The sequence below is a fragment of the Cytobacillus firmus genome, assembly GCF_023612095.1.
Classification (GTDB): Bacteria; Bacillota; Bacilli; order Bacillales; family Cytobacillaceae; genus Cytobacillus.
The window spans coordinates 1,177,640-1,204,437 of sequence record NZ_CP086235.1 but is presented as its reverse complement, the minus strand read 5'-3'; the positions used below and the strand labels follow the sequence as shown (position 1 = coordinate 1,204,437).

The window sequence follows — 26,798 nt, the reverse complement described above, 5'->3', positions numbered from 1 at the left end:
TTCAGGTATTAAGGTGTTGTCTGGCCTCCAAAGACAGCATGAATATAAAGCTCCGGACTCATTAAGGTTTCAACTGCCAGTTCGGTATAGACAGAGATTCCCTCAGCTCCCAAGCCCAGCAATATGGTCAGCAGACTTAGACAGACTATCGGAGCCATCACCCCTTTAGTTGTACCTGATTCCATCTCTTCACTTAAATACGTTTCTCCCCAGAAACAATTCATAAAGATTTTAATAACAGAGTATAAGGCCATCAGACTTGTCAGCAGGCCTATCCCCCCAGCCAGTAATAACCGGCTTCAAAAGTCCCCTGTGTTATAAATACCTTGCCAAGGAAACCGCTTAAAGGAGGAATTCCTGCGAGGGACAAAGCAGCAATAAAAAACATCCATCCAAGATATGGGTGATTACGGATAAGGCCGCTCATATCTTTTAATTTCCCAGTGCCTGTAAGACTGATTATTGTTCCGCCTAATAAGAAAATTAGCGCCTTAACAATAATGTCATGGATTATATAGTAGACAGAACCTGTTATTCCTTCGATTGAGAAAGAGGCCAAACCGGCAATAATGAAACCAACGCCTATAATCACGTTATAAGCAAGTATGTTCTTAATATCCCAATGGGCAACAGCTCCAATCGCACCCATAATCATGGTTGCCGCTCCCAAAATGCCGATTAATAGATGTGTAATTTGCGGCTCGTGGTAGAAAACCAGGGTAAATAAACGAAAAATCGCATATATGCCAACCTTTGTTAATAACGCAGCAAAAACCGCAGCCACAGCCGTTGGCGGTGCACTATATGAGCCTGGGAGCCAAAAGAATAGAAAGAGGGCAGCTTTCAGGCTGAATATGACCAGCAATAAAATAGATATAATGGTCAATAGCCCGCTCTGGCCCGTTTCTGCAACCCTCAATGAAAGGTGGGCAAAGTTTAAAGTTCCTGTAATCGCATAAATATAGGCGATTGCAACGAGGAAAAGAAATGACGAAACTATATTGGTAAGTACATATTTAATGGACTCCCGAAGCTGCACCTTAGTGCCTCCCAATGAAATCAATACATATGAAGAAATGAGCATAACTTCAAAACAGACAAACAGATTAAATAAGTCCCCGGTAATAAAAGAGCCATTTACTCCCGTAATCAGGAATAAAAATAAAGGATAGAAATAATGGCTCTCCCTTTCTTCCCCTATTGATCTGAAGGCGTAAAGCAAGCAGCAGACAGATACAATACTTGTTATTAAAAGCAGCATGGAGGAAAACATATCAGCGACCATGCTTACCCCGAACGGGGGCTGCCAGCCGCCTAAATGCAGGGTCTGAATCCCATCGGTTTTATTTTCGCCCATTAACAAGACTGCAATGATTCCTGATGCAGATAATGCTGTGAGGCTTAAGATTTTATGAAGTTTTATATTCCTCCTAAAAATCACCATGACCATTCCTGTAATCAGAGGAATGATTATGGGCAAAATAATTAAATTATTCATCATGATTACCTCTCATTTGATCCGTATCGTCTGTGCCCAGCACTTTATATGCACGATAGCTCAACACTAAGAAAAGGGCTGTTGTTGCAAAATTAATAACAATCGCTGTTAATATAAGTGCCTGCGGCAGCGCATCGGTAAATGGAAGGTCCTGCAGCCCCAATAATGGAGGACCTCCCGTTTTTAACCCGCCCATCGTAAGAATAAGCAGATGGACACCATGGCTGATAATGGATGTTCCCAGGATGATTCTAAGTAAACTCTTGGTTAAGATTAAATAGGTTCCTATAGCAAAAAACAGACCGACAAGCAGTGACATTAAAGTTTCCATTCTTAGTGATCATCACCTATACTCAGAATTATGGACATCGATGTCCCAATAACTGCCAGCGCAACCCCAACATCGAAGAGCACTGCGGTAGCCAGTTCAGTTTTTCCGAAAACCGGAATGTCGAAATAATTAAATGCCTGTGTTAGAAAAGGCGCCCCAAAAACAATGCCCCCTACCCCTGTAAAAACAGCAATTAATACGCCAATTGCTGTGAGCACTTTAAAGTCAACGGGAATGTTTTGGCGGACTGTTTCAATATCGAAAGCCAGAAACAGAAGCGTCAGAGCAGCTGAGAACCCTAAACCTCCGATGAATCCTCCGCCAGGGTTATGATGTCCTGAGAAGAATAGGTTAATCGAAAAGGTAAGTATGATAACTACTGCAACCTTTATAACAGCATGCAAAATGATATCATTTGGTTCTTTCACTTCTATCCCTCCCCGATATTCTCAGTTTTACAAGTGTGTACACCCCTAAGGAAGCTATGCCAAGAACAAATATTTCAAGCATTGTATCTATTCCCCTGAAGTCTACAAGAATCGCGTTAACGATGTTTCTTGCCCCGGCAAGTTCATATGAATTTTCATAATAATAGGCGATAGGCTCGAATAACCTTGTTCCATTAGCTGATAGTGCAAGAATTGCCACTATGGCCCCAACGCCAAGAGAAATCACTAAATTCGTTATTCTGAATTTCACTCTGACTGCTTCCCTCCGTATTTCGGGCAGATGGTAAAAACATAAAAGGAAAAGGGCAGTTGTTACTGTCTCAACCACCAGCTGCGTTAAAGCTAAATCCGGTGCGCGGAATATGACAAAGAAAAGTGAAACAAGGTATCCAAGAGCACCTACTGCTACTATAGCGGTCAGCCTTGATTTGGAAAATAGAACGGTTAAGGCTGCTGTTAACATACTAATGATCAGCACACCTTCATATATGCTGACTGGTGCATTATTGCCGGCATCAAAGGCTGCTCCATCCAGGAACAATATAGAACCGCCAATAATAATAATTAGAAAAGTGAAGACATAAACAAAATAGTCACGTATAAAGCCTGTCATATAACTCTTTGTTAGAGTAAGGGACATATCTTCTATTTTTCCGAGCCCTTGATTATAGAAGTTATTGAAGGTCATGCTATACGGATAGATTGAATAAATGCCAATCCACTTTTTTAGATATAGATATAGAAGAGCTCCTGCTGCGACGACTCCCATGGTCATAAATAATTCACTATTCCAGCCATGCCAGGCACTGATCTTGATCTCAATTTCCCCTGGCTGAGAATAGGCAGGTAAAACGGCGCCCATTGCGGGCTTAAGAATGTATTGAGAAAGTACATTAGGAAAAAAGAAAATAATAATAACCAGGGAAGATAAAATAACCGGAGGCACTAACATGCCAACTGGTGCTTCGTGGGCTGCTTTTTCCAGCTTTTTCGGCTTATATTTCCCGGTAAAGGTCTTGAAGATCAGGATCATACAATAGATAAAAGTAAACACACTTGCTGCCCAGGCTATAACAGGGATAATCACACCTAAGGATTCCATGCTGAATATAGACATATCAGACGCATTCAATACAGCGGTAAAGAACATTTCTTTACTTAGAAATCCATTAAACGGAGGAAGGCCTGCCATTGAAAACCCGCCAATTATAGCCAGTGTAAAAGAAATAGGCATCAGGTGCATCAAACCGCCCAGCCTTCTAATATCCCTTGTTCCGGTTTCATGGTCAATAATCCCCACAACCATGAACAAACTTCCCTTAAACGTAGAGTGATTGATTAAATGAAAGATTGCAGCAAGCACAGCTGCTGCATACATTGAAGCTTCATCACCCGTACCGTAATACAGGGACGCTGATCCCATGCCAAGCAGACTCATGATCAGCCCGAGCTGGCTGATGGTTGAGTAGGCTAATAAAGCCTTTAAGTCTGTTTGTTTTACCGCGTTAAGAGAACCATACAGCAATGTTATAAGCCCGGCACTGGTTACAAGCCAAAACCACTCTGGGGTACCTCCAAAGATTGGCGTCATACGCGCCACTAAGTATATTCCCGCCTTAACCATTGTTGCTGAGTGCAGATAAGCACTAATTGGCGTTGGAGCTTCCATTGCATCCGGAAGCCAAATGCTGAATGGGAATTGTGCGGATTTTGTGAACGCCCCAAGAAGAAGAAGCATCATTGCAGGCAAAAATAAGGAATGCTCATATATAGTGTCAGTCTGATTGATCATTTCACGAATGCTGTATGTTTCTGTCATCATTGACAGCATAATAAATCCGGCAAGCATGGCCAGTCCGCCAAAAATCGTAATATTCATTGATTTTTGTGCCCCATACCGCGATTTTTCCCTTTGATACCAATAAGCAATCAATAAGAAAGATGAAATGCTTGTCAATTCCCAAAAAACATATAGAACAAGAATGTTATCAGAGAAAACCAAGCCAAGCATGGCTCCCATAAATAATAGTAAATAAACATAAAAATTATGCAGTGATTCTTTCAGCTTCGACATGTAATAAATGGAATACAGCACAACCAATGCGCCGATTCCTGTAATAACCAAGCCAAAAACTAAGCTTAATCCATCAATATATGTTGTGTAATTTATTCCATAAGTTGGTATCCAGGGTACATAAATAAGAATCGTTTCACCCTTTGAAATAATTGGAATATATCTTAGTAAATACAGAAAAATGACTGAAGGCACACTAAGCACAAACCAGCCCGTATGTATGCGGGGTGTAAACACTCTATAAATAAACGGAACAATTATTGCAAATAAAAATGGAATTAAAACCATTATGTGCAGCCAAGACAAATAGGTCCCCTCCCTTTTTTAAGAATTCCAGGCCACTCTGCTGCTCTAAAATTTCAGGGTATTTTAATTGGTCTTTTAGAGTATGCTCCCTTAATCATAAAACCATTACTGGAGAACTTGATTAAATTTCTTGAATGACATTGACTGTTCAGGTTGCATAAGCTATAGTCATACATAGTTTAAATTAAGAACACTACTATTTTTCACATCTATTCGAGGTGAGTTTACAGTGAAGAAACTAAAAGGACGAATGGACGAAAGCATTCTTGTCTGCGTTTATTACGGCCCAAATGGTGAAAAGTTAATTCGCCGCGGATGCCAAATAGCAAGTATGCTTGATTGCCCTTTATATATTTTGACCATTGATCCAAAACCTTTTGATGAAATGGATGCGGAGAAATCACATTACATTACAAGGTGGAAACAATTAGCCGATCACTTTAGTGCTGATGCTTTCATTCTGAAGGATAATGATAAGCGGCCAGTATCCAAAGTAATCACCGAAGTGGCCAGAGAAAAAGGCATTACACAAATTATCCTTGGCCAAACAGCTCAAAGCCGCTGGGAACAAATTGCTAAGGGATCCATCATCAATACACTTCTCCGTGAAGTGCCATTTGTGGATCTTCATATTATTTCTGTGTCCCGCTACCTGAAAGATCAGGAGGGACAATTTGAAAAAGGCGTCCGTGCATACCTCGTTAAGGATGGAAGCAACTATCGTGTGACTTTCAAACATACGAAGGATGCTGAGTATGAAGGAATCTTCTTTAAGGATCAAGGTACTGACTTTAATAATGGGGTTTTTAAATTTATGCAAGACCAGGAGACTCTTCAAGTTATCGTAACTGAAGACATTATATCTGACTTAACAAATGTAGATTTAGATGATTCCCTAAATGATGATGATGACGAATAATGAATAATACCTCCTCTGCTGAATGCAGGGGGGGTTTTTTTATGCCTTCAAATCAGACTAGAGATTAACATCCACCTTTATTAATTGCTTTTGACCTCTCTCAATTCCTAAATAACGCAATGTTTCTGCTGAAGAATGGTGATTATATATGGACATAATGATCGATATGGCAATCCCTTTTCTGTAAGCATGGTAACCAAAGGTTTTACGGAGTGTGTGTGTACCGATTTTCCCCTCTATTCCCGCTTCCTTTGCAGCACTATTTATGATCCGGTAAGCCTGCTGGCGGGTTATTGGCTGATTATTCTTTTTGGATTTAAAAAGAAAATCGCACTCAGTAAAATCATGCTGGGAAAAATATTTTCTTAATTCTTTTTTCACACTGTTATTTAAAAAATACGCTTTCTGTTCATTGTTTTTTTTAGATTCAGCATCAATGGTTAAATCATCAATATAAATAAATTCCTTTATTTCTTTCCCATCTGAAACATCACTGATTTTTAAAGAAAGCAGATCACTGACTCTAATGCCTGTATTTATTCCCAATACAAACAGCAACAGATCCCGCTGCGATTGTCTCTTTAAAATCTCTTTGATATTATTTATGCTTTTGATGTCCTTGATAGGATCAACATATTCCACTAGATTCCCTCCTGCATCTAATGTTACTTAATTACATGCTAACAGAAACTAAGTAACATTACAAACAATACATATTCCTTTGTTGACAACAGAAACATGCAAGAGAAGTATGTTCCCTTGCATGTTTCACTGCTATTTCAATTCGCCTGCTTTTCACCGGCAGTATAGCTTTTAAAGGTTTCCAGGACTTCCACATATCGATCTTTTGAAACAATTGGTATGCCTTTTTTTAATTCTTCACATTTTGTGCTTTCTAATTTTCCTAAATCAATTTGAAAGAATGAATGAATAATATTCGTTTTTTCCGGCTTCCCATTGAAAATGGTCAGGGTTCCATCCTCTGTTACACCGAAGTACCCATTTGCTTTTAGTAATGGTGATATATCATCCACTTTTCTTCGGAATATTATATAATCTATATCCATATCAACAAGCTGCCATTGATCATATTTAGCCCAGAAATCTTCAAGGGTCCATATGGTTTCCTCTATCGTTTCCTGGCTCACTTCCCCATCCAGATACTCCCTTTCCAAAATGACCTCCATCTTAAGCGGACCTTCAATTTGTTCCTCTGCTGCCTTAGCATATAAAGAAGTGCCGTTAGATAAAAAATTGAATGCGTCCATCTGGAAGAAGAGATAAAAGGAAGCAGCTCCTACTGCCAGCAAGCCCCATATGGTTCTCATGAACGATCACCTCGATTAAATAGTAACTTCTTCACTATCTGCCTGAGCCTGTTTTTCCCAGATCTTTATGATTAGTGTGGCCAAAATTTTCATGTTTATCCTGAAATAATTTTATATGAAAAAAGGGGCAAAGCTCAGCTGCTTTTACCCCTAATTCTAATCCGTTATTTTTCCCTGCGGAATAAGTTTTTTAAATCCCAGTCAATTTGCTCTCTTGGACCGCCATCACGAAGATTATTATCAATGTTTCTTAAACGGCTGAAGGTCCCTTCGTCTGTTACAACCTTTGCAGATCTTCCCCTAAGATATGGCTCGACAGCTTCATGAATCGCTTTTTTCGTTTCTTCTTCCATATCGTAATCAGTCAGATCTACAGCAATCAAAACATTGCTTCCATAGGTAACGGACCTGACGTCTTCAACATTTGGAACAGATGCTGCAACGTCGCCGATTTTTTCAGCAAGCTCACCTTCATAAGCCTGATAATAGGAATTTTTAGCTTGTCGCGTATTATCATCGAGATGCCCGTGATAATTTGCATCACTATGGCTAAAGCGATTATCTTTCATGAAAAAACTGCGATCTCTGTCTGCAATAGGAATAGTAGGGTTTCCGGTATTTTCGTTCCGGACTCTTCTGGCATTATTGTCTGCCTGGTTATGGCGGGTGTTTTCTCCCTCGCCTCCAAGCGTATGATCCATCATTTCTGTCAGAGGTCCATCATTATCGGTTCCATCTTCCACCCGGGCATTGCCGCCGCGGCTTCCGTGATTCTCATTCGAGTAATATCCCATTGGCTGACCAATTTCGTTGCTCCGTTCAACACCTGCATCTTCGTTCGTTCCGCATCCTGTCAATCCCATTGATAAAATAGCAGCCATCGGCACTGCAAGCAGTTTCTTGTGCAAGCGAAAAACCCCCCTCGCTAATATTACAAGCCCTGAGCATTTCTGCTCTTATTTAGCTTGTGAGCGAAGAGGGGCTTTCATTCTGTCCATTTACGTCCAATTTTTTATTAGCATTATTTGTTTTTGTCATCAGCAGCATATCTAAGAGCTTTAATAAAACGCTGTCTTTCAGCAAATTGTCCTACAGTTAAGTCCAGAACAGGACGAATTTTCACGGAATCAAGATACGTTCTGTCCCTTATTACACGATTCCATTCCCTGAATATGTCAGTTGGAAATGCCAAAGCATGAAGAAAGCCCTTTTCTTCAAGATTGGATTTTAAGATTGGATATTTTCTCAAATCTTCAAAGGACCAATTCATATAAGGAAGGATGCGATTTGCATACTGCAGATAATCGGAATGGGGAGCCCCTATTGCTATCAGGTCAAAATCGAGCAAATATAAAGATTGATCTTTTGCTCTGAGAAAATTATGATGTGCTACATCACCGTGCAGAATTACCTGCTTCCCCGGCTGAATAAGCCAGGCTTCGTCTTCCATGCCTTTTAAGGACCAATCTGCCCAGGCTAATAGCTCATTAATAATTTCTTTTTGGACAAAATATCTTACTACAGGGAGATTATTAAGGAAAAGGGTTGCTCTTTCTCTCCACTTGTCCGCCTGCCTGTAAGCCGGCACAACTGTTTGATAGCGGCTGACCAGCTTCTCTGTAGTAACATGAAATTTCTTCAGCAGCTCCAGCCCTTCTAAACGATCTGTCTTCAGGTAATAAGTAAAAACTTCTTTCGAAGGCGGTAAATACTCCAAGCAGCCATAATAAGTCCTGTCAAAAAACAAAGGCGGATCTTTGGCAACTTCGTAAAAGATATATGTTTTTGAAAATCCTTCTTTCATTAATGAAGAGGTGAATGCTTCCTGAAGCTTTAAACGGTGATAGGATGAAAACCCTTTTAGTATAAAGGACCTTTCCTGTGTCCTAAGCAAATAAACCTTCTTTCGAATTGGCTTTAATTCTTCAATTTTAAATGGCAGCTGATCCTGCAAATAGGAGAAGAGACGATTTTGAACTAAATCGTCTCCTCCATTATTAACCGTCGTATTCACTGCTTTCGTCTATGTTTCTTGGCATTCCAAAAGCCGCTCCGCCCATTGGGCCAAAACCCTGACCGAAACCTGGTCCCGGACCATAGCCGAATCCCGGACCATACCCCTGCCCTGGACCAAATCCTGGTCCTGGTCCGTAGCCCCCAGGAGAAAATTGAGGTCCTCCACAGCCGCAATCATCCGAAGCGCCCATCACCGAGCCGGGCATCAATGGCTTTTGAGACATGCCTGGGGATTCTTCCATTCCCTGCACCTGTGGCATCTGATGCGGCATTTGCATTCCCATGTCTTCTGCCCCCATCACACCCTGTGGCATCTGGTGTGGCATCTGGTGCGGCATCTGCGGCATCATTGCTCCCTGCACCTGTGGCATTTGATGCGGCATTTGCTGCATCATTGCTCCCTGCACCTGTGGCATTTGATGCGGCATTTGCTGCATCATTGCTCCCTGTACCTGTGGCATCTGGTGCGGCATCTGCGGCATCATTGCTCCCTGTACCTGTGGCATTTGGTGCGGCATCTGCGGCATCATCGCTCCCTGTACCTGTGGCATCTGATGCGGCATCTGCGGCATCATTGCTCCCTGCACCTGTGGCATCTGGTGCGGCATCTGCGGCATCATCGCTCCCTGTACCTGCGGCATTTGATGCGGCATCTGCGGCATTTGGTGCGGCATCTGTGGCATCATTGCTCCCTGTACCTGCGGCATTTGATGCGGCATCTGCTGTCCCATATCTTCTGCGCCCATCACATCCGATGGCATTTGAGCCATTGGCATAAACGGAGAAGATTCATCATAATCCGGACTTTCTACTCCGGCCATCATACCCATATGAGGCATCTGCGGCATCATCGCTCCCTGCACCTGTGGCATCTGATGCGGCATCTGCGGCATCATCGCTCCCTGCACCTGTGGCATCTGGTGCGGCATCTGCGGCATCATTGCTCCCTGTACCTGTGGCATCTGGTGCGGCATCTGCGGCATCATCGCTCCCTGCACCTGTGGCATCTGGTGCGGCATCTGCGGCATCATCGCTCCCTGCACCTGTGGCATCTGGTGCGGCATCTGCGGCATCATCGCTCCCTGCACCTGAGGGAACGGCATTTGCGGGTAACATGGATTATAAGGAAACATCGGCTGATATTGACCTCCTTGATGTGTATTTGTATAAAGAGATGATTCGCTTTCCGGCGATTCAGGGCTTTCTTGATTTGAAGACGGCTTCACCTGCGGAAGGATATTAACTGGTTTAGGCGGGAGCTGGGGCTGCGGCTTAGATTCTGAAATTGGCAATGGTTTTTGCTGTGGTTTAGTTTCTGCAGGCTTTACTGGTTTTTCCTTTGCTTTAACCTCTTTTGCTGGCAACGGTTTCTGCTGCTGCGGTTTAACCTCTTTTGCAGGCAGCGGCTTTTGCTGCTGCGGTTTAACTTCTTTTGCAGGCAGCGGCTTTTGCTGCGGCGCCGGCTGCTGGATATTCATCATGTAATAATTATTTATATCAATTTCCGGCATAATAGGTGTTGGCATTTTGGGCTTATAAGGTTTTTTTGGAACTTCCTTAGGCGCCTCTGCTTTTGGTGCAGTCTTAGGCACTTCTTTCGGAATTTCAACCTTCGGTGCCGTTACTTTTGGCATTTCCTTTTTTGGTGCTTCAGCTTTCGGCATGGTAATAGGCTTCTCTTTGGTAATAGGCTGTTCTGATTTTGGCATTTCCTTTTTGGCACCCAAATTTATTTTTGCTTCCGGTTTTCCTCCAATAGGAGCTTCTTTTTTAATAGAGCCTCCACTTGCAGGAACTTTTATTTTCATACCGGGCATAATCATATCAGGGTTGCTGAGCTGTGTATTCATCTTTTTCAGCTCTTCAAAATTCACGCCGTACTTTTTGGCAATCTTCCAAAGAGTATCCCCTTTCTGTACGATATGGATTTTCACTCTGAATTCCCTCCTATGCTTAAGGTGATGCTTCCATCTGTGATGGCTGTCCTTAGGTCCACATGATGTGGGTCACACAGAATTTGCCGCAGGCGCGGCTTTCTCAGTCTGTGCCCTAATCAGCATTTACGGGCATTTCATCCATTTATGTGAAAGGTGCAGATTAGTGCCCGTTAATCTCGATGAGTCCATATAGTGTATGAAGGATTGGGCAAATTGCTAACAATCTACACAAAAAGATATGCTTTTTTTCCGGGAATTATGATTCATCGTTTCATGCAGGTACCCGTCAAAGGCAATGAGCAGTAAGGCAATAAAAAAATCCTCCTGCAGTGGAGAATTTTTTTTATTTTGGCATAGCTGCCGTCAGTATTCAATTTTAGTGGCCTGCAGACTTTGCGCCACATTTATGGACGTTCAAGCATCCTGTCAAGTGCCAGTTTAGCATACGCCGCCGTTGGCTCTTCAACCTGAATCAGATTTTGGCTTTCACCCTCTCCGATTGCTTCAAGAGACCAAACCAGGTGAGGCAAATCGATTCTGTTCATGGTCAGGCAAGGACACATATGCGGGTTAAGTGAGATAATTTTTTTATCCTGATGCTGAGCGATAATCCTTTTAACTAAATTCATCTCTGTACCGATTGCCCAGGAAGATCCAGGCTCTGATTGTTCAATAGCATTAATTATAAAATTGGTTGATCCTGCCATATCGGAAAGCTCCACCACTTCTCTCCTGCATTCGGGATGGACAATGATTTTCATATCGGGATATTGTTCTCGGACTTCTTGGACATTTTCAATAGTAAAGTTTTCATGAACAGAACAATGGCCTTTCCAAAGAATCACTTTTATGTCCTCGAGCTCCCCTTCATATTCCAGCTGATCTGTAATGGGGTTCCATACAGCCATTTCCTCAAGAGCTATTCCCAGGTTATAAGCCGTATTTCTTCCAAGATGCTGATCAGGCAGAAAAAGAATTCTCGGCTTCTGTTCAAACGCCCAGCTCACCATTTTTTCAGCATTCGAAGAAGTAACTGTCGCTCCCCCATAACGGCCAACAAAAGCCTTTATGGCCGCAGTAGAGTTTACATATGTTAGAGGAAGCATAGTATCGCCAAACATACTCTGCAGCTTCTTCCAGGCTCTTTCTGTTTGGCTGATATCAGCCATATCAGCCATGGAACAGCCTGCACGCATATCAGGCAAAATTACCTTTTGACGTGGAGATGTTAATATATCCGCCGTTTCAGCCATAAAGTGGACTCCACAAAATACAATATATTCTGCCTCTGTATTCTCCTGTGAAAGCTGGGCAAGCTTGAGTGAATCACCTGTAGCATCCGCAAATTGTATGACCTCATCCTTCTGATAATGATGACCCGGAATGAACAGCTTACTCCCAAATCTATTTTTTATCTCTCTTACCCGATCCTCCAGTTCCTTTACAGTCATCAACCGATATTTTTCCGGGAGAATATTTGCTTGTTTTTCTGCTGTCTGAAAAATATTCATTTGCTCCAAACCCCTTTTTCAACAATTTATTCCACAATAACCTTCACGCTTATATCAAGCGATTTTACAGAATGGGTAAGAAAGCCGAGGGAAATGAAATCAACCCCTGTATCGCTGTAAGCTTGAAGGTTATCCAAGGTAATTCCTCCGGATGCTTCAGTCACTATTCCATTCGGCACGCTACTGATCCACTCTTTTATCTCTTCCGGACTCCTGTTGTCAAACATGATTACATCTGCACCTGCTTCAACTGCTTCCAGGACTTGTTCTTTTGTTTCCGTTTCGACTTCGACTTTTACCATATGCCCAATTTTTGAACGCACTTCTTCCACAGCTTTCGCAATTGAGCCGGCAAAAGAAATATGGTTGTCTTTAATCATGACTGCATCATAGAGGCCATATCGATGATTAAATCCCCTCCGGATCTGACTGCATATTTTTCAAGCATTCTCAGGCCTGGAGTAGTTTTTCTTGTATCACAGATTTTTGTATGTGAACTGTCCAGAACCCGGACAGCCTCACTTGTTTTTGTTGCTATTCCGCTCATTCTTTGGAGCAGATTCAAAATAACTCTTTCTCCTTTTAATAAATCCGATACTGGCCCTCGGGCTTCAGCAAGGATTTGACCTTTCTCAATCCATTCTCCATCCTTTACTTTTATATTGACTTCAGCCGCCGGGTTCAGCACCTTAAATCCTGACCTGACTATTTCTTCACCGCAAAAAATCCCATTGTCTTTTGCCAGAAAAATGACTTTTCCTGTCTGGCCATCTCCAAAAATAAGTTCACTAGTCAGGTCGCGGTCACCAATGTCCTCAAGAAAATATTGTTCAAGTTGCAACCGCAGCTTTAATTTGTTCATTTTCACCATTCCTTTCAGCTTTTCGGCAGTGTATAATCCTTTTTCCAAGCCATTCAGGGCTTTCTAAAGGATAATCCTGCCGAAAATGACCACCCCGGCTCTCTGTTCGCCTTAATGCAGAATCTGTGATCAGATAGGCTGCAATCAGCATAAAAGCCCGTGTTATTTCCTCTATTGATAAATGTTCAAGATCTGCTTTTATCCATTCTTCAATTTTGCAGCCTTCAAGCCAGGCCATCTGAGCGAAGAGCCCTTCCTTTGTTTTGATAATCCCGGCATTTTTCATCATGTTCATTTTAACTTCTTCAATTGAAGGTAGATTTTCTTTATATGGCCACCTTAATTCCGGGTTATGAATTTGCTGTTTTTCAACAGGATCACTATAAGGCTGTTCATTAAGCCATACCGCAAGCCGCTTGCCGCAGTACAGCCCTTCCAGCAGGGAATTGCTTGCAAGCCGGTTAGCGCCATGTATGCCTGTGCAGGCAGCTTCACCAATCGCATACAGACCAGGAATGCTGGTGCGGCCCAATAAATCAGTTTTTATTCCCCCATTAAAAAATGGCTTCCGGGAGAAACCGGAATTTTCCCAGAACCTAAATCTACGCCGTTTTCTTCACATATTTTTGTTATAGTCGGAAATCGGGATTTAAAGTTTTCGATTGAAGAGATATCCAGGAACACGGTTTTCCCTTCCTCCAGCGAATGATAAATGGCCTGTGACACTATATGTCTAGGAGCTAAATCCCCCTGTGGGTGAACACCTTCCATTACAAGGCTCCCGTCTTCTGTAATAAGACGGCCGCCCTCTCCCCTTACAGCTTCAGAGATCAGCCCCAGTGCTTTGCCGCTTTTATAGAGAAGTGTGGGGTGAAACTGTATGAACTCCATATCAGTTATCTTTGCCCCGGCCCTGTATGCTAAGGCAATCCCATCTCCAGTTACGGTGTCGGCATTGGAGGTATATTCATACAGCTGGCCGCAGCCCCCCGTAGCGAGCACAACATGAGAGGAAAAGAATCGATGAATGACACCAGCAGAATCTTTTCCTTTTAGCCCTATACACCTGCCATCTTTTTCATTTATGAGCAATTGGAAAACAAGGATATCTTCTAAGATTCGAACGTTGGGATTTTGCTTCAACAGCATAAAATCAATGACCGTTTTTCCTGTGCTGTCTCCGCCTCCATGGACAATTCTATTTTCTGAATGAGCCCCTTCCCTTCCTAACGCAATGGATCCTTCAGAATCCATATCAAACAGGCATCCCTCCTGATTCAGCTCTTTTATAAGGGATGGCGCCTCACTGGTCAGGGACAGCACTGCATCAGAATCATTATGAAACCTTCCTGCTTCGAGTGTATCCATGTAGTGCTTTGATGGGTGATCATTTTTTCCAGGGCAGCTGCAATGCCGCCCTGTGCCATATATGAGTTTCCATTTTTCACAGTCGACTTTGTGAGAATAATCACATTTAAGTCCTGGCGCAGCTTCTTTGCCAACTGCAGAGCGGCTACCCCGCTTCCAATAATTAAAACGTCGGCATTCATGTTTTTTACCTCCTGTTTTTACAGGTGTCTTGACACCTATATTTACACAGATTTAGAATTATGACAAGTGGTTTTCATAGTTTAAGAGGAACTTCTGACTTTTTGAACGATTTTTATTAAGAAGAGAAAGCAGGTGGGGAACATTAAATATTTCGATTACGCAGCGTCATGTCCGCTCGACCGGGAAGCGGCAGATGCCTATATAAAAGCCTCAACTGAATACTTTGGCAATTCCCGCAGCCTTCATGATACCGGAAGCGCAGCAGAAGGGCTCCTTGAAAATTGCAGGAGGGAATTGGCTGGAATTTTAGGCGTTAAGAGTGAAGGAATCTATTTTACCAGCGGAGGTACGGAAAGCAATTTTCTTGCAATAGCTGCGTTGCTGTCTGCTTCTGAAAAATCAGGTAAACATATCATAACGGGAATCGCTGAACATTCATCCATTCATAGCGTTTTAGAGAAATTGCGTCTTGAGAAAGGCTATGAAATCACAAAAATCCCTTTTGGCTCAGATGGCCGTATAGACCTGAAAAAATTAAGTTCCGCCGTCAGGGATGATACCGTCTTAGTTACCATACAGCATGGCAATTCTGAAATCGGCACATTGCAGCCTCTCCTTGAGATCAGCGGGATTTGCAGGGATAGGCAAATATTGCTGCATAGTGATTGTGTCCATACGTTTGGCAAATCAGATTTAAAAGAAGTCGCCCGCTTTGCAGATAGCCTGTCCTTTTCTGCACATAAATTTTACGGGCCAAAAGGGGTCGGAGGGGTTTACTTAAAACCAGGTATGCGGTGGAGCTCCTTCATACCCGGAGTTTCACATGAAAAGGGATTCAGGCCTGGCACCGTAAATCTTCCGGGGGTTGTTGGTATGACAGTGGCTGCACAGAAAGCTTATGTAAATATAAGCAAGCATAACAGCCATTTCCAAATGCTGCGGGAAGTTCTGCTGAAGGAAATTGAACCTGCACAGGAGAAATTCGTAATATACGATTTTACAGGCTCTTACCAGCTTCCATCTACTTTGGGACTTCGGCTAAAAGGGGTGGAAGGTCAATACATCATGCTAGAATGCAATAGACTTGGATTTGCCATATCTACAGGAAGTGCATGCAGTACTGGCCTGCAAACTGTCTCAAAAACGATGGAGGCACTGGGAGTTACAGATAAAAAAGGCAAAGAATTTATCAGGATCTCTTTCGGATGGAATACATCGCTTGAGGATGCAAAGGCATTGGGGAAAAACTTGCTATCATGGCCAGGGAACTCGTACCGCTCTAATTTTTTCTTCTGCCGTTCCTTATGTTAGAATGAGACATTATCGGATTATAAGGGTGAGAAAATATGAATGAACAAAAAAAGGTGCTCGGAGAAGAGCGGAGGACCTTTCTGCTTCAGTTGCTGAAAGAAAGCGGACAGCCCATTACAGGTGGCGACCTTGCAGCAAAAACAAATGTAAGCAGACAGGTAATTGTTGGGGATATCACCCTTCTAAAAGCAAGAAAAGAGCCAATCATTGCCACAAGTCAGGGGTATATGTATCTTCATCAGGCCTCTCCCGCATCAGCAGCGGAGCGGGTCATTGCCTGTCATCATGACCCCGCGAGGACTGAAGAGGAATTGAATCTGCTTGTCGATCATGGAGTTACTGTAAAAGATGTAAGAATTGAACATCCCGTCTATGGTGACTTAACTGCATCGGTTATGGTATCTACCCGCCAGGAAGTCAAGCAATTTATGGATAAAATCACTTTCACAAAGGCTTCTTTCTTATCAGAATTAACAGACGGCATCCACCTCCATACTCTATCCGCAGCCTCCGAACGGAAACTCGATGAAGCTGAGAAAATATTAAAAGAAGCGGGATTTCTTATTAACCTGGAATAGCTTTAAATACAAAAAGGACCCGGAAATGTATTTGCCGGATCCTTTTTGTTTATTCCTGCAGAACTCTGCTGTTCTTATTCCGAAGCTGAAAATACGGATAGCTGCCCAAAACCTTAACACTGCAGCCCAATGCCTCCAGTTCAGCAGCTGCTCCAGGGATCAGGACGTCATCCAGTTTCATATCCACGTCAATGATAAAGAAATAATTTCCCAATCCCGTTTTCATCGGTCTTGATTCAATCTTAGTCAAGTTGAGCTTCCTCCAGGCAAATGCCGAAAGTACCTGATGAAGAGCCCCTGACCTGTCAGCCGGCAGCGTCACCATAACAGTCGTCTTGTGCCCTGCAAATTCCTTGCGGTCTTCGCTGATTGACAGTTCTTTATTGGCTAAAACAATGAACTTTGTATGGTTATAATCAAAATCATGGATATCTTCTCTGACGATCGCCAATCCATATACTTCTGCAGCTAATTCATTAGCTATGGCGCCTGCCCGCATGTCTGGATTTTCTTTTACAAATTGAGCTGCGGCTGCTGTGGAAGTAGTACTCTCACAAGGGATACCTTTCAGCTCTTTATGCAGAAATTTATGGCATTGAGCAATAGCATGGGAATGACTATAAACCACATCGGTTTTATCCCACTCCTTAACATGAACTGGATGAACCATAAAATGCTGGCGAATCGGAGCTGTCAGTTCGCCGATAATCGGAAATTCCACTTCATGGATTAAATAGTCCAGTGTAATGTTCACTGAGCCTTCCAATGCGTTCTCAAGAGGAACTACCGCCAGCTCTATTTCATTCTCATTTAAAGCATCAAAACAGGCAGGTATCGTTGGGTAGGCAACGGCTGTCTCATTAGGGAACAAGCTCCTGGCTGCAATATCTGTAAAAGTGGCTTTAGGTCCTAAAAATCCTAACTTCACGGTAATTACCTCCTTCTTTATTCAGACTTATTTTAAATCACTGAAAATTCCCCTTATACTTTATTACTTTAACACATGTATGTGGTTTACAAAATAAAAAATGAAAAAAGGGCAGGGTACAGAGCACATTTTCTCATGCACCCGTTCCCAGCACCTCTACTTTTTCTACAAACTCCAATTTTCTAAGCCTTGCCAATAGTTCCTCAATCTCGATGCCCATTTCAGTTACATTCAGGGAAAGCGTGACATTTGCCCTTCCCTGAAGGGGAATAGTCTGGTGTATTGTTAAGACGTTGCACCCCGACGAAGCCACAACGCCCAACAAATGTGATAAAGTCCCCGACCTGTCTTCCAGGTGAAAGAATAAAGTAATCAGCCGTTCTTTGACAACAGTATGGAAAGGGAACACAGTGTCTCTATATTTATAAAAAGCACTTCTGCTCAAATCTACTTTTTGGACAGCATCCCAAACCGATTCGGCTTTTCCCCTTTCGATCATTTCCTTCGCATCCAATGTTTTCTTCATGGCTTCAGGCAAAACATCTTCACGAACCAAATAAAATTTCTTATCGAATCTATCTTTTCTCATTTCTCCACCCCGTCAATCGAGAAGGTTAGTCAATAAACTCGAATTCATAATCAAGCAGCTTAACGATATCACCGTCTTTTGCTCCTTTTTCACGAAGAGCATCATCCACACCCATGCCGCGCAGCTGTCTGGCAAACCTGCGGACAGATTCATCTCTTGAGAAGTCTGTCATCTTAAAGAGTTTCTCAATAGCATCGCCTGATACCACGAATACTCCTGCAGGGTCTCTCGTGATGACAAATTCAGTCTGCTCAGCTTCATGCTTGTAAAGAACGCGGTGGACACCTGTATCTTCCTCTTCTTCATGTGACAGCGGGAATTCAGGGGTTTCTTCAACCTTATCTGCAACGGTAAACAATAAATCCCTTAATCCTTGTCTCGTTATTGCGGATATCGGGAAAATCGGATAATCTTCATTAAGCTGTTCCTTGAATTTTTTTAGATTTTCCTCTGCATCAGGCATGTCCATTTTGTTAGCCACAATAATTTGCGGCCTTTCTGTGAGACGCAGATTATATTCTTTTAATTCTTTATTGATCGTTAGATAGTCTTCAAAAGGATCTCTGCCCTCAACAGCAGCCATATCGATAACATGAACAATAACCCTTGTTCTTTCAATATGCCGCAAAAACTGATGGCCAAGTCCTACTCCCGAATGGGCGCCTTCAATTAATCCAGGCAAGTCTGCCATAACAAAGCTTCGTCCATCTTCAGTCTCAACCATTCCCAGATTGGGAGCAATTGTCGTAAAGTGGTATTCCGCAATCTTCGGTCTTGCTGATGATACAACTGACAGCAAAGTCGATTTTCCCACACTCGGGAAACCAACTAAACCAACATCAGCTAAAAGCTTGAGCTCAAGCACAACATCTCTTTCCTGGCCCGGTTCGCCATGTTCGGACAATTCAGGAGCAGGATTAGCAGGAGTTGCAAATCGGGTGTTTCCTCTGCCTCCACGGCCCCCTTTTGCTATAACGGCTCTTTGCCCGTGCTCAGTCAGATCTGCGATTACTTCCCCTGATTCAGCATCTGTTACGACTGTTCCCGGTGGTACTTTAACAATCATGTCCTTTGAATTTCTTCCATGCTGGTTCTTGGACATGCCATGCTCACCGCGGGGAGCTTTAAAATGGCGCTGATAACGGAAATCCATTAACGTGCGCAATCCTTCATTCACTTCAAAAATAACATTGGCACCCTTGCCGCCATCTCCGCCGGCCGGGCCTCCGTTCGGCACATATTTTTCTCGGCGGAAAGCAACCATTCCGTTGCCACCGTCCCCGCCTTTAACATAAACTTTGACTTGATCGACAAACATATATAAATTCCTCCCGTCTGCAGTATGTCCCGATTGTTTGGCATTCCGCCAGATTACCGGCACTGACCGGATCCGCTTCTTACACTTAAGAAGTGCCCAGCCTGCAGAGTTTCACACTTAGTATTGCTTTTTTTGGCGGAAATCACTCTCTTCCATTCGCAATGAATGGCACAAATAATTCCAGTGCAAGCTCCTCTTCAGCTAATTCCTGAACAGCAGCCGTTATGTCTGTGTTCTTCTTTTTAAAGAACTTCTCCAATTGATCCATATCTGTTAGTATTCCGCTAAAATCAAAAAAGAAACGAGCCCCTTCTTTTTCATGCCTGATGGATACAGATAAATGATTATCATGGTAAGGCTTTACTGATGAGTCCAAAATGGCCAAAAAAGAGCCTGTCCACCCAGAAAGGACAGAGTCATCCAACCGTCCGGCAATGGGATCATCGAGCACCTCATATTCAAGCTGAAGGTAGTGGTTCTCCCAATTATAAGTTAATAAAAGCGAAGCAAAACCAGGAAGATTCAAATTCGAAAGTCTTGCCTCCTGCTGTGCTTCCACCACAATTTCATCTATGATTTCCTTAGCCCTGTCTATCTTATTAAGAGAAAGGTTACCTTTAATTAATTGTATTTTATTCAGCCAGTCATGCCGGGCATGACGCAGCACTTCAATCATATTCCAGTCTTTTTCCATATATGCACTCCTGTATGGTTATTAGGCTGTCAGAAGACTGTGCTTGCTGTAAGTATATCAAAAAACATAAGTACAGTAAGCAAATTTATGATAAATAAGAAAATATTGCTTATGTGATGAAGAACTGCAGTCTTCAGCTGCAAAAAATTCATCAGATACTATTTGAAGTGCACCAGCGGTTTTTTTGCCAAAAAAGAAAACCCTAACCTTGTGGGGCTAGGGTTTTCTCGAAAAGGCTTACGCCTCTTGAGCTGCAGGATATACGCTCACTTGCTTGCGGTCACGTCCAAGACGCTCGAATTTAACAACACCGTCAACTTTCGCGAATAGTGTGTCATCGCCGCCTTTACCCACGTTTACACCTGGGTAGATCTTAGTACCGCGCTGACGGTACAGGATTGAGCCGCCAGTAACGAATTGTCCGTCCGCACGCTTAGCGCCAAGACGCTTAGAGATTGAATCACGGCCGTTCTTTGTAGAACCTACTCCCTTTTTAGAAGCGAACAACTGAAGATCTAATTTTAATAGCATTTATTCCACCTCCTGCTTTTTGAAGGTAATTTGTATATACTTTCCGTAGTCTTCTTCAATCGTCTGCAATGAAACAACCATGCCTTCAAGCAGAAGCTGCACTTTCTCATTCATGTCATCCTGAAGATCAGGAAGAACACAGCGGAGAAAACCTTCTCCATGGCTGATCTCTGGTGTCACGCCGGTTAGGGCATGGACAGCATTAATGGCCCCGATGGAAACGGCAGATACGCCTGCACAGACAATATCCTTGCCTCTGTTTGCAAAGAATGCATGACCGCTTATTTCAAACGAATGAATATTTCCGGAATCTTTACGAATAATCATTACTTCAATCATCTTAAATCGCCTGATTAAGCGTTGATTTTTTCAATCACAACTTTAGTGTAAGGCTGACGATGACCTTGCTTCTTACGATAGTTTTTCTTCGCTTTGTATTTGAATACAGTGATTTTCTTTTGACGGCCTTGTTTTTCAACTTTAGCTGTAACAGTAGCACCTTCAACTACAGGGCTTCCTACTTTTACGCTGTCTCCGCCAACGAAAAGAACCTTTCCAAAAGTAACTGTTTCGCCTGCTTCAGCGTTAAGCTTTTCGATGTAGATAGCTTGACCTTCTTCTACACGTAATTGCTTTCCGCCAGTTTCGATAATCGCGTACATGAACTGCACCTCCTCTTAGACTAAGACTCGCCATCCCAGGCGCCGACACGAAATGCGGGCTTATGTACCTGTTCTGTGCGGTTGTAGCACGGGTGCGCTACAAACATAACATGAAAATACTATCATATAATGATTAATCATGTCAATAAGAATTATATGATTCTCTTTGTTTGCACCTGAAAGTAACTCTTTTGCGTGCCTTTACAATTATAATGCTTATGGGGCAATTAGGGAAGTGGGAAATACTGCACTAAGAAAAGCGAAAGCGCCTTGGTCAGCTTGCTTTGAACTATCCGAGCTCATTAGTACTGCCAAACTTTCGGATTTCATAAAACGGCTTGCTATTTTCCTTAATGGAAAAAATAATTTTCAAGCCAATGCTGTCTTCGATTCTCTTTTTATGGTCATCATTTTCCCCTGAGAATACCGCTGCTGTGTCTGTAGTGGTTTCGATCAGGACAGCTTCATGGTCTTTGCCCCGATGTTCCCACAGTTCTCTTTCCAGCCTGAAGGCAATGGTCTCAGCACTCAGCACTCTTCCGGTTCCCTCGCATACTTGGCACCTTTCAGTAAGTGATTCAGAAATGGCCGGTCTTGTTTTTTTGCGGGTCATCTGAAGGATCCCAAGAGGGGAGAATCCAACAAGATTCGTGCGTCTTTCATCTTTTTTCAGCGCGTTTTCCATTTTGGCAAGAATATGTTTCCTGTCGGATGCTTCTTTCATATCAATAAAATCGATTAGGATCATGCCGCCAATATCCCGGAGCCTGATCTGTCTTGCAGCTTCTTCGGCCGCCATTTCATTGGTTTTTAGCACAGTGTCCCTGCGGTCCTGTTTACCGGCGAACTTCCCGGTATTGACATCGATGACCGTTAAAGCTTCTGCTTCATCAAAAATAAGATATGCGCCATTTTCAAGCCAGACAATTCGTTTCAGCGCTTTATCAATTTCAGCTTCAGCATTAAAAGCAGCGAGGATATTTTCCTTGCCCGTGTACAGCTGAATTGGCAGGCCTGTGTTTTTCACGAGCACATTCTTCAGTGATAAATCGTCCACGTCGATTTCACCGTCAGCCAATTTCTTCGCCTCTTCGATTATTTCCTTAATAAAAGAATCCGCTTCATACACTTTTCCCGGCTTCTTTTTCATTTCCGCTTCCCTTAAAAGGTCCCTGTACTCAACCCTGAGCTTTTCCAGTTCATCCATAAGCTCATTCTCTTTCCTGCTGACGCAGGATGTTCTGAAAATCAGACCTTCATTCTCTTCTTTAGCGCGATATCCAAATTGACGCCAGCTTTCTCTTGCTTTACTATCCTCAATTTTCTTGGAAACAGCAACATATCGGCCGTTTGGCATATAGATCAGTGATTCTCCTGGAAATTCAATTAAACCAGACAATCTTGGTCCTTTCGTGCCCGCAGCATCCTTTTCAACTTGAACAAGTATTCTCTCTCCCTGATGGACAAAAGAAGAGATGCTCCGCTTTTCCTTTACATACAAATCCTCGGCAGAACATACATAAGATGCCAGTTTGTCCCTGTGAAGGAATCCGCTTTGATTTTCACCTATCTCTACAAATGCTGCATTCAACCCAGGCATTACTTTTGCAACGGTGCCTAAGTATATATCCCCAACTGATGAACGATGCTTCGGCTGGTCAATAAATAGCTTTTCGACCCTATTATCTTTTAAAAGCACAAACCGTCGCTCTCTTGATGCATAATTTACAACTAACTTATTCAAAACGATTTCCTCACTTTAAAACATTATTTATTCATGTTAATCAAAATTTGGTCTTCAGTAAACATAAAGCAAATCACCTATTTTAGCTGTCAGCACTTTTTCCGCAAAGCATGCATGCAGCAGTTCATTTTCATCTAATGCACCTTTTTCTTTCCCATCCTTTTCAACAATGATGGGGTGCTTGCATCCCCGCTGAAATCTTTCCAGCACGTCAATAACCAATTCTTCTTCCCGGACAACGATTGGCTTCAATGTCCGAAAGTCGCTGTGCTTCCCATAATACCTTTCGAGAAGAAAACGGATAAACACGAATCGGCTCTGCTTCCATTCATGATATAGCGAAAACACTAAAAAAGCGAGGATTACCCAAATATTCAAGTTAACCGGAGAGGTCAGCAAAGTTAGTATAATGAAACTGATTAGACCCGCAGCCGAAATGAAAAGTGTTTTTCTGTGCGCTTCCGGAAATGCCTGATTAAGAGAAAGCCATAAGAAAACAAGCTTTCCTCCATCCAATGGCCAGACTGGGAGCAGGTTAAAAATTAATATCATTAAATTAAATTGAATAAACAGATGAAACATATCAGCAGACAGCCAGGAAAACTCATAAAATAACAGCGCCGCCCCCATCATCCATATATGCTGAAGCGGCCCTGCTATAATGACTATAATCTCCTCTTTCAGCGGCCGGTTCCCGTGTTCATCCATTTCCGCTACACCGCCAAATGGCAGGAGGGCAATCTTTTTTATTCTCCAGGAATAAAGGGATGCAGCAGCGGCATGCCCCATTTCATGAACAAATATAATCAGGAGCAGCATGCATAATTCCACAAAATGAGCTGTCACAACAGACAGTCCGATAATCGCCCATAACAAAGGATGAATATGAATATGTGTGATTAACCCTGTTATTTTATTCAAATGGGATCACCTGGATCGGATCTATAAAATCATCATCTTTTTTAATCGCGAAATAAAAAGAGCCTTTTTCAGAATCGCCGGCGTCACCCGCCGTACCAATACCTGTACCTTTTTCGACGTATTGATATAAATTCACATTAATTTCAGCTAAATTGCCATACCAGGACTCACTTTTATCACCATGCTGAATAATGACGGTATTTCCAAAACCATCTTTCTTTCCGGCAAACCGGACAAGCCCTTCACTCATTGCCTCAATGGAAGCTTCCTTTCCTGTTTCGATTGTTATTCTCTGTCCATTATCATCAAATTCTTCCAGGATCTTTGCAGAAGCAGGCAAGGCATATTCGCTGTTTTCTTCAACGTTCTTCTCATCACTTTTGCCATTTGAAAATGGCAGCAGAGCAAGCGGTTTACCAAATTGTTCTTCATACCAGCCGGAAACTGCGGCGAATTGAAAATCCTTCTCCATGGCTGTCTTTACAAAATCTCTTGCAGGATCCAAAGTAGCTGCCTGGTTTTTAAAGAGAATGGCAGCGAATAAAAAAATACAGGCAGAAGCAAGCAATTTGAAAAGAAATAGTTCCTTGCGAAATAAAGGGTGGTTTCCCTCATCAAGCTTGCTCTCGTATGAGGGCAGCTTATTAAACCCGTACCGCTCTTCATCTTCTGTCCAAAGAACCGTTGAATCTTTCTTTTTCGAGAATCTCTCTTTGTCCTTTTTTCTCCGCTCGATTCTCTTTCGTATTTCATCCGCTCTTGAATTCATGATATCCCCACCATTTCTATATAACTCTATTTGTACAAGTTTATGAGTTGTCCAAATAGAGTATGACTTGAAGTGGTGTCCCGAATAAAAAAATAAACCGGAGATGGCTCCCCGGCTTTGGTTCAATAGATATTATTATTTTACTCCAAAAAACTTTTTCAGTTTTGAAAATACACCTTTATTCTCTTCTTCAAGAGGCTGAAGGGGTACAGCTTCACCAAGGATTCTGCGGGCGATATTACGGTAGGAAACCGAAGCTTTGCTGTTAGGGTTTAAAGCAATAGGCTCACCATGATTCGATGCCTTGATTACTTCATCATCATCTGCCACAATTCCGATTAAATCAATCGACAAATGCGCAGTTATTTCATCAACATCAAGCATGTCGCCATTTTTCATCATATGGCTTCTAATTCTATTTATTATCAGTTTAGGAGCCTCTACATTTTCTTCTTTCTCAAGCAAGCCGATAATCCGGTCGGCATCACGCACAGCTGAAACTTCCGGAGTGGTTACAACAATTGCTTTATTTGCACCGGCAACCGCATTTTTGTACCCCTGCTCTATTCCGGCAGGGCAGTCAATGACAATATAATCATAATCCTGCTTCAATTCATCGACCAGCTTTTTCATCTGTTCGGGTGTAACAGCCGTCTTATCACTTGTTTGAGCAGCAGGAAGCAAATACAGCAGATCTTCAAACCGTTTGTCTTTAACCACAGCCTGATGTATTTTACACCGGCCTTCCACGACATCGACCAGATCATAAATAATGCGGTTTTCTAGCCCCATTACCACGTCAAGATTTCGAAGGCCAATGTCTGTATCCACCAGGCACACTCGTTTTCCCTGAAGGGCCAGAGCAGTACCTACATTTGCGGAAGTAGTCGTTTTTCCGACTCCGCCTTTTCCGGACGTAATGACAATCGCTTCTCCCATCCTAGCTTCCCCCTTGCAATCTAGTTATATTAGGTCTCAGATGCATCAAAACTTGTAATCTATCTACTGTAATTTGATCATTTTCATCAATGTAAGCACATTCCATTTCCCGTTTTTCTTCCTCCTGATCATTGTCAGGGGCACGGTTAATACAATTGCTGATTCTTAACTGGGACGGCTTCATAAGCGAAGCTACCACCACGGCTTCATTATTTCCATGGCATCCGGCATGTGCAATGCCCCTTAGAGCCCCCATTACAAAGATGTTTCCTCCTGCCATAACAGTGCCTCCTGGATTTACGTCTCCGATGAGAAGCAAATCTCCAGGAGTTTCGAGAACCTGTCCCGAACGAATTACCTTCGCAACAGATACAATTTCGTTTTCTTCCTTCTGTTTTTCAGCTTCTTCTTTGGTAATGACATTGGAGCTTATAGACTCAACGATCAGGTTCTTCTTTTGCCTGATTAACTCCTTCAATTCTTCCTGCTGCTCTTCTGTGAGATAACGGTTGCCGACTTGCACCCTAACGGAAAGAAGCCGGTCTTCAACAGATCTGGAGTTTTCTGAAAGCTTTCTGTCAAGCTCTTTCTTCAGCTCTCCATAAGAGCAGGAATCATCAAGATGCAAAGTCAGTCCATCTTTCGTGCCTTTTATAGTAACGTTTTGGTTTTTTTTCATTTCAAGATGTTCACCTCAATGATAAGAAACACATTCGTGCTGATGCACTCTATTTTTAAGCAGGCATTTACTTCAATTACAGCCCGAGGAGAGATTTTATAAAAAATATGTCGATTTTCCTTATCCTTATTTGCCCATAAAGGTAGAATTCGACAGAAACCTTCTAAATCCCTTTTTTACTTAAAGGCTCTTTTTTCACAACTTTTTGTTTTTGTTTATGAATTCTGTCCGTTGATTTCCGCTCCAGGCACTTGCTTTCCGCGGGGAGGAATGCGAGCCTCCTCGGCTTCGCCTGCGGGGTCTCACACTTCCCTCTCTTCCCGCAGGACATTGAATAAGCTTCCTCGAATGAA

General features: G+C 42.6%; 25 protein-coding genes, 3 pseudogenes and 1 other annotated feature. Of the genes and pseudogenes, 3 read left to right on the top strand and 25 right to left on the bottom strand.

Annotated elements, in window-relative coordinates:
• Positions 1-8: 8 nt before the first annotated feature.
• The 4 genes and pseudogenes from LLY41_RS05995 to LLY41_RS05980 all read right to left on the bottom strand — a co-directional run bounded on the left by LLY41_RS05995 (position 9) and on the right by LLY41_RS05980 (position 4,658).
• Positions 9-1,498: pseudogene (locus LLY41_RS05995) on the bottom strand (Na+/H+ antiporter subunit D).
• On the bottom strand, positions 1,491-1,829 hold the full coding sequence (locus LLY41_RS05990) for a Na(+)/H(+) antiporter subunit C (RefSeq protein ID WP_048011602.1): 339 nt from the start codon (positions 1,827-1,829) through the stop codon (positions 1,491-1,493). The pseudogene LLY41_RS05995 and the gene LLY41_RS05990 overlap by 8 nt, the downstream one beginning before the upstream one ends.
• A gap of 2 nt (positions 1,830-1,831) precedes the next feature.
• Positions 1,832-2,257, bottom strand: a complete 426-nt coding sequence (locus LLY41_RS05985) for a Na(+)/H(+) antiporter subunit B (protein WP_095245962.1) — start codon at positions 2,255-2,257, stop codon at positions 1,832-1,834.
• On the bottom strand, positions 2,241-4,658 hold the full coding sequence (locus LLY41_RS05980; protein ID WP_095245963.1) for a Na+/H+ antiporter subunit A: 2,418 nt from the start codon (positions 4,656-4,658) through the stop codon (positions 2,241-2,243). The genes LLY41_RS05985 and LLY41_RS05980 overlap by 17 nt, the downstream gene beginning before the upstream one ends.
• A gap of 229 nt (positions 4,659-4,887) precedes the next feature.
• Here LLY41_RS05980 and LLY41_RS05975 point away from each other — a divergent pair, with 229 nt between their 5' ends.
• The gene (locus tag LLY41_RS05975; RefSeq protein ID WP_286137518.1) at positions 4,888-5,577 is read left to right on the top strand and encodes a universal stress protein; all 690 of its coding nucleotides are present in this window, start codon (positions 4,888-4,890) and stop codon (positions 5,575-5,577) included.
• Between the two features lie 57 nt (positions 5,578-5,634).
• Here the strand turns inward: LLY41_RS05975 and LLY41_RS05970 are convergent, their stop codons facing one another.
• The 9 genes and pseudogenes from LLY41_RS05970 to LLY41_RS05935 form a co-directional block, all read right to left on the bottom strand.
• The gene (locus tag LLY41_RS05970) at positions 5,635-6,219 is read right to left on the bottom strand and encodes a tyrosine-type recombinase/integrase (RefSeq protein ID WP_304587164.1); all 585 of its coding nucleotides are present in this window, start codon (positions 6,217-6,219) and stop codon (positions 5,635-5,637) included.
• A 137-nt stretch (positions 6,220-6,356) separates the two neighbouring features.
• Positions 6,357-6,905 carry an intercompartmental signaling factor BofC gene (locus LLY41_RS05965; protein WP_304587163.1) on the bottom strand — a complete coding sequence of 183 codons (549 nt, stop codon included), beginning with the start codon at positions 6,903-6,905 and terminating at the stop codon, positions 6,357-6,359.
• A 164-nt stretch (positions 6,906-7,069) separates the two neighbouring features.
• Positions 7,070-7,813, bottom strand: a complete 744-nt coding sequence (locus tag LLY41_RS05960; protein WP_304587162.1) for a YhcN/YlaJ family sporulation lipoprotein — start codon at positions 7,811-7,813, stop codon at positions 7,070-7,072.
• Between the two features lie 113 nt (positions 7,814-7,926).
• The gene (locus LLY41_RS05955; protein WP_095245967.1) at positions 7,927-8,919 is read right to left on the bottom strand and encodes a phosphotransferase; all 993 of its coding nucleotides are present in this window, start codon (positions 8,917-8,919) and stop codon (positions 7,927-7,929) included.
• Positions 8,903-10,855 carry a SafA/ExsA family spore coat assembly protein gene (safA, locus tag LLY41_RS05950; RefSeq protein ID WP_304587161.1) on the bottom strand — a complete coding sequence of 651 codons (1,953 nt, stop codon included), beginning with the start codon at positions 10,853-10,855 and terminating at the stop codon, positions 8,903-8,905. The genes LLY41_RS05955 and safA overlap by 17 nt, the downstream gene beginning before the upstream one ends.
• A gap of 407 nt (positions 10,856-11,262) precedes the next feature.
• Positions 11,263-12,369 (bottom strand): quinolinate synthase NadA, encoded by a 1,107-nt coding sequence (gene nadA, locus LLY41_RS05945; RefSeq protein WP_304587160.1) that lies wholly within the window; start codon positions 12,367-12,369, stop codon positions 11,263-11,265.
• Positions 12,370-12,395: 26 nt separating this feature from the next.
• Positions 12,396-13,231 (bottom strand): annotated as a pseudogene (nadC, locus tag LLY41_RS05940) (carboxylating nicotinate-nucleotide diphosphorylase).
• Complete coding sequence (locus tag LLY41_RS22415; RefSeq protein WP_370460323.1) at positions 13,200-13,517, bottom strand: hypothetical protein; 318 nt, start codon at positions 13,515-13,517, stop codon at positions 13,200-13,202. Before LLY41_RS22415 ends, nadC begins: the two are co-directional and overlap by 32 nt.
• A gap of 213 nt (positions 13,518-13,730) precedes the next feature.
• Positions 13,731-14,781: pseudogene (locus LLY41_RS05935) on the bottom strand (FAD-binding protein); the annotation flags it as partial.
• Between the two features lie 133 nt (positions 14,782-14,914).
• On the opposite strand from LLY41_RS05935, the gene LLY41_RS05930 reads away from it, so the two are divergent.
• Together LLY41_RS05930 and LLY41_RS05925 are read left to right on the top strand one after the other, a co-directional pair.
• Positions 14,915-16,093 (top strand): IscS subfamily cysteine desulfurase, encoded by a 1,179-nt coding sequence (locus LLY41_RS05930; RefSeq protein WP_304587159.1) that lies wholly within the window; start codon positions 14,915-14,917, stop codon positions 16,091-16,093.
• 35 nt (positions 16,094-16,128) lie between these two features.
• Entirely contained in the window at positions 16,129-16,671 is a 543-nt protein-coding gene (locus LLY41_RS05925) for a transcription repressor NadR (RefSeq protein WP_304587158.1), read from the top strand.
• Between the two features lie 49 nt (positions 16,672-16,720).
• Here LLY41_RS05925 and pheA read toward each other — a convergent pair whose 3' ends face one another.
• The 12 genes from pheA to minC all read right to left on the bottom strand — a co-directional run bounded on the left by pheA (position 16,721) and on the right by minC (position 26,445).
• On the bottom strand, positions 16,721-17,599 hold the full coding sequence (pheA, locus tag LLY41_RS05920) for a prephenate dehydratase (RefSeq protein WP_095245088.1): 879 nt from the start codon (positions 17,597-17,599) through the stop codon (positions 16,721-16,723).
• A gap of 133 nt (positions 17,600-17,732) precedes the next feature.
• Positions 17,733-18,188 (bottom strand): ACT domain-containing protein, encoded by a 456-nt coding sequence (locus tag LLY41_RS05915; protein ID WP_053434259.1) that lies wholly within the window; start codon positions 18,186-18,188, stop codon positions 17,733-17,735.
• 25 nt (positions 18,189-18,213) lie between these two features.
• Positions 18,214-19,506: a GTPase ObgE gene (obgE, locus tag LLY41_RS05910; RefSeq protein WP_304587157.1), complete on the bottom strand. Its 1,293-nt coding sequence runs from the start codon at positions 19,504-19,506 to the stop codon at positions 18,214-18,216.
• Between the two features lie 142 nt (positions 19,507-19,648).
• Entirely contained in the window at positions 19,649-20,200 is a 552-nt protein-coding gene (locus LLY41_RS05905; protein ID WP_304587156.1) for a sporulation initiation phosphotransferase B, read from the bottom strand.
• A gap of 237 nt (positions 20,201-20,437) precedes the next feature.
• The gene (gene rpmA / locus LLY41_RS05900; RefSeq protein ID WP_009333115.1) at positions 20,438-20,731 is read right to left on the bottom strand and encodes a 50S ribosomal protein L27; all 294 of its coding nucleotides are present in this window, start codon (positions 20,729-20,731) and stop codon (positions 20,438-20,440) included.
• Positions 20,732-21,070: a ribosomal-processing cysteine protease Prp gene (locus LLY41_RS05895; protein ID WP_304587155.1), complete on the bottom strand. Its 339-nt coding sequence runs from the start codon at positions 21,068-21,070 to the stop codon at positions 20,732-20,734. It abuts the gene before it with no gap.
• Positions 21,071-21,084: 14 nt separating this feature from the next.
• Positions 21,085-21,393 (bottom strand): 50S ribosomal protein L21, encoded by a 309-nt coding sequence (gene rplU, locus LLY41_RS05890; protein ID WP_095245084.1) that lies wholly within the window; start codon positions 21,391-21,393, stop codon positions 21,085-21,087.
• 13 nt (positions 21,394-21,406) lie between these two features.
• Positions 21,407-21,486 (bottom strand) — a sequence feature (ribosomal protein L21 leader region).
• 196 nt (positions 21,487-21,682) lie between these two features.
• Positions 21,683-23,137 (bottom strand): Rne/Rng family ribonuclease, encoded by a 1,455-nt coding sequence (locus LLY41_RS05885; RefSeq protein WP_304587154.1) that lies wholly within the window; start codon positions 23,135-23,137, stop codon positions 21,683-21,685.
• 54 nt (positions 23,138-23,191) lie between these two features.
• Entirely contained in the window at positions 23,192-24,058 is an 867-nt protein-coding gene (locus LLY41_RS05880) for a M50 family metallopeptidase (RefSeq protein ID WP_095245082.1), read from the bottom strand.
• The gene (locus LLY41_RS05875; protein ID WP_304587153.1) at positions 24,051-24,827 is read right to left on the bottom strand and encodes a M23 family metallopeptidase; all 777 of its coding nucleotides are present in this window, start codon (positions 24,825-24,827) and stop codon (positions 24,051-24,053) included. Before LLY41_RS05875 ends, LLY41_RS05880 begins: the two co-directional genes overlap by 8 nt.
• 135 nt (positions 24,828-24,962) lie before the next feature.
• Complete coding sequence (minD, locus tag LLY41_RS05870; protein WP_095245080.1) at positions 24,963-25,766, bottom strand: septum site-determining protein MinD; 804 nt, start codon at positions 25,764-25,766, stop codon at positions 24,963-24,965.
• A 1-nt stretch (position 25,767) separates the two neighbouring features.
• Complete coding sequence (gene minC / locus LLY41_RS05865) at positions 25,768-26,445, bottom strand: septum site-determining protein MinC (protein WP_095245079.1); 678 nt, start codon at positions 26,443-26,445, stop codon at positions 25,768-25,770.
• Positions 26,446-26,798: the final 353 nt, after the last annotated feature.